The sequence below is a fragment of the Kluyvera sp. genome, from assembly GCF_047971185.1.
Lineage (GTDB): Bacteria > Pseudomonadota > Gammaproteobacteria > Enterobacterales > Enterobacteriaceae > Kluyvera.
In genome coordinates this window covers 1-2,114 of record NZ_JBKDZH010000082.1, presented here as the reverse complement: position 1 = coordinate 2,114, position 2,114 = coordinate 1, and the positions used below count along the sequence as shown (strand labels likewise).

1 protein-coding gene is annotated in these 2,114 nt (G+C 44.5%); it reads right to left on the bottom strand.

Annotated features, from left to right (window positions below; translation table 11 throughout):
• Nucleotides 1–1,357: 1,357 nt before the first annotated feature.
• Complete coding sequence (locus ACK5JN_RS19230) at nt 1,358–1,510, bottom strand: hypothetical protein (protein ID WP_416871612.1); 153 nt, start codon at nt 1,508–1,510, stop codon at nt 1,358–1,360.
• Nucleotides 1,511–2,114: the final 604 nt, after the last annotated feature.

The window sequence follows — 2,114 nt, the reverse complement described above, 5'->3', positions numbered from 1 at the left end:
TCCATTTCTGATCCTCTGCCTCACTTATCCTCTCTCTTTCTGATCGTTTCTCGTTCCTCTCGTCCGCCCTTGCTGATCACCTCTTTCCACATTCATCTTGCTCTTCCTCTCCTCCTCCTCCTCCTCGTCCCTCTCCCTGATAACCTCCCGTTCCTCCAGTTCTCACTCAGTCATTTCCCTTCCTGGTCATCTTCCATTCCCGTCCTCACCTCTTCGCCTCTCTCCCTCGCGCAGTGAACCACAACAGCTTCCAGATCGTCCAGGGCAACGAGCCGCGCAAGTTCAGCATCGACGCCACGACGGGCGAGGTGACGGTGGCTCGCGGCCTCGACCACGACGACCCAGTGAGGGACAGAAATGTACGTGCGTGTTTGTGTTGCCGGAGTGTTGCCTGAGTTAGCTGCCTGGTGTACTTGAGTTGGCTGGGTGTTGAGTGAGTTAGTTACTGAAGTGTTCTCTTGGATGTTGAGTTACTTGTGTGTTACGTAAGTGTTACCTGAGCCAATTGGTGTTGTTCGGTGAGTTCATTAGTTACTGAAGTGTTTCTTGGGATACTGAGTAGCGTGAGTGTTACTTAACGTACTTGAGTTGCTTGACTGTTATGTAAGTTGATTTGCTACTTAAATGTTACGTGATGTATTTGGTTGCGTGAGTGTTACCTGACTGACTTGCATTCACTGAGTGTTACGTGTGTTAATCTGTTACTTCAGTGTTCCCCAAATAATGTAGTTGCACAAGTGTTACCTGTCTACCCAATAAGGACCTGAAGTGTGTGTTACCTGAGATGTATACATGCGTGTGAACTTTGTTACCTGAATCACTTGTTCCCAAAAGTAGCTGAGGGATTTCCAGGCTATTTTCCTATTTCTGTGAACCGTTTTTCCTCATAGCCTCTTTATTCTGCCTGAAGTTTTCTCAACACACAGCTAAACAAAACAACTAAGCTTATCTTCTCCGCTTCTTCAGTTTGCTATTCAGTATTTTAAACACAAACTAAGATAAACAATAACACGCTCCTTCTGTCTTTCTCCAGTTCACGCTGCTGGTGCGGCTGAGCGACGGGGCCAACGAGGCGGCGGAGACCTTCATCACCCTCGCCGTCATCAACGTGAACGACCTCCAGCCAGTGTTCGACCAGTCCTCGTACTCCTTCACCGTCACCGAGCACGAGCACTGCGACAGACCCTTCGGACAGGTGGGAGGCCGCGCTCTCGTTGCCCTTATGAAGGCGTCTGTTGTTATTTTGTTGATTGGTATACTACTACTACTATTACTACTGCTGCTGCTGCTGCTACTACTACTGCTACTACTACTACTACTATTACTACCACTAGTCCTGCTGATACAACAACAACAATTACGACAACAAAACAACAAAAACAACAACAAGAACTACCACTACTACTACTACTACTACTGTTACTACTACTGTTGCTGCTGCTGCTGCTGCTGCTACTGCTACTACTACCACTGTTGTTGGTACTACTGCTACTCCTACTGCTTTTCTCATGGAGTAAATTCGTTCTTCAATAGGGCATAATCATAACCTTGAGGGGGATCGATTTTTAAATGAGATTAACTTTTACATGAGTATGATAAGGTCCTGGAGGCGATCGGCTCTAGATACACACTGAGACGAAATTCGAGACACTCTGACTCACACCAACCCACACGCGAGATAAATAGACGATCCTTAGTCATGTAGCTACAAGTCTTTACTGAGCTTTATCTGCGCACAAATTACTTAATTTGCAGGAATAGCTTATAATAATTATGGAGGAAATCAAGGACTTAGGTAAAGGTTCGTTTCATTAAAATAACAATGAAGAAAGAGAGGACATTGAAAGATTTCAAAGTATTTCATTGCATGGAACGCAAAGTGCTTACAAAAAGAATTATGCCTAGTACTGCAACACAACTGGGGAGCAAATCAAGGACTGAAATGGAGGTTCGCTTTTACAAGAGGATAACAAAACAAAGAGAGGATATAGAAATTCAAACTATTTCAGTACATGGAAAGTAAAATTACGATCAAGAGCAGTGAAACACAAATCCCAAGAGCATTCACCAAATATGAAACGTTTCAGTGGGAAAAACAAATATAACTCCAGCAT

Excerpts from the sequence above, each read along its gene's own strand:
- ACK5JN_RS19230 (WP_416871612.1), bottom strand. The coding sequence starts at position 1,510 with ATGAGAAAAGCAGTAGGAGTAGCAGTAGTACCAACAACAGTGGTAGTA.